2 protein-coding genes are annotated in these 1,136 nt (G+C 38.6%); both read left to right on the top strand.

The window, feature by feature from the left end:
• On the top strand, positions 1–844 hold an 844-nt coding region (locus tag F6K06_RS33605), incomplete at its 5' end, for an RNA-guided endonuclease TnpB family protein (RefSeq protein WP_205127858.1).
• On the top strand, positions 747–1,136 hold a 390-nt coding region (locus F6K06_RS33600), incomplete at its 3' end, for a zinc ribbon domain-containing protein (RefSeq protein ID WP_287245634.1). The genes F6K06_RS33605 and F6K06_RS33600, both read left to right, overlap by 98 nt.

The following is a 1,136-nucleotide window of genomic DNA, read 5'->3' as shown; positions in this document are numbered from 1 at the left end:
CGTCGTCTGGAACGATAGCCTAGCTTGCTGCCAACAAAAGTATAAATCAGAAGAAAAGAAGCCCACTAATGCTGAACTTCAAAAACAGTTGATCACATCTGCTAAAAAGACTGTAGACAGAGAATGGTTATCAGAGGTTTCTGCTATTCCATTACAGCAATCTTTAAATGATTTAAACCAAGCTTATCAAAACTTTTTTCAATCAACCAAAGGTAAGAGAAAAGGTAAACCTATAAAACCTCCACGATTCAAAAAAAGGAAATCAAGACAGACTGCTAAGTTTACAAAAGGAGGGTTTAAAATTGGTCAACATAAAGTTTATTTAGCCAAAATAGGAAAACTGAAAATTGTGTGGTCGAGAGAATTACCTGCTTCTCCATCATCAGTAACATTAATCAAAGATTCAGCTAATAGATATTTCTTAAGTTTTGTAGTAGAAATACAACCAGAAACTTTATCTGAAAATGAAAATTCAGTAGGTATAGATTTAGGTATTAAAACCTTTGCTACATTGAGTGACGGTACAAAGATTGATGCTCCTAAGGCACTCAAAAAACGAATCAAGAAATATCGAAAGTTAAGTAAGTTATTATCTAACAAAACCTTAGGGTCGAAACGATATGAAAAAGCTAGACTGAGAGTTGCTAAGTTCCATGCCAAATTAAAGGATACTAGGACAGATTTTTTGCATAAATTATCTACTGAAATAATTCGTGAAAACCAAACAATTGTTCTAGAAGACTTGTTTGCGAAGCATTCCGAAGGAAACGTTTCAGGTATGGTCAAAAACCGCAACCCACCCCCATCCCCTCCTGGGAGGGGAGCAAGAGGGGTGGGTTTCTGATTTAGGCTGGAGACAATTCCGGACTTTTTTAGAAGGGAAAGCAGAAAAATACGGTCGTGATTTTAGAGTAATCAGTCGTTGGGAACCAACATCCCAAATGTGCTCGTGTTGTGGTTTCAAAGGTGGTAAATTAGACTTATCAGTGCGAGAGTGGGAATGTCTCAACTGTGGTACAAAACACGACAGAGACGAGAATGCAGCAATAAATATATTAGTCGCGGGTGGGCAATCCGAGACAAAAAACGGGCATGGAGGCAAGTGTAACCCACCCCCATCCCCTCCCGGGAGGGGA

Source organism: Okeania sp. SIO1H4, from assembly GCF_010672695.1.
GTDB classification, from domain to species: Bacteria; Cyanobacteriota; Cyanobacteriia; order Cyanobacteriales; family Microcoleaceae; genus Okeania; species Okeania hirsuta.
This window is presented reverse-complemented; position numbering and strand designations above follow the sequence as displayed.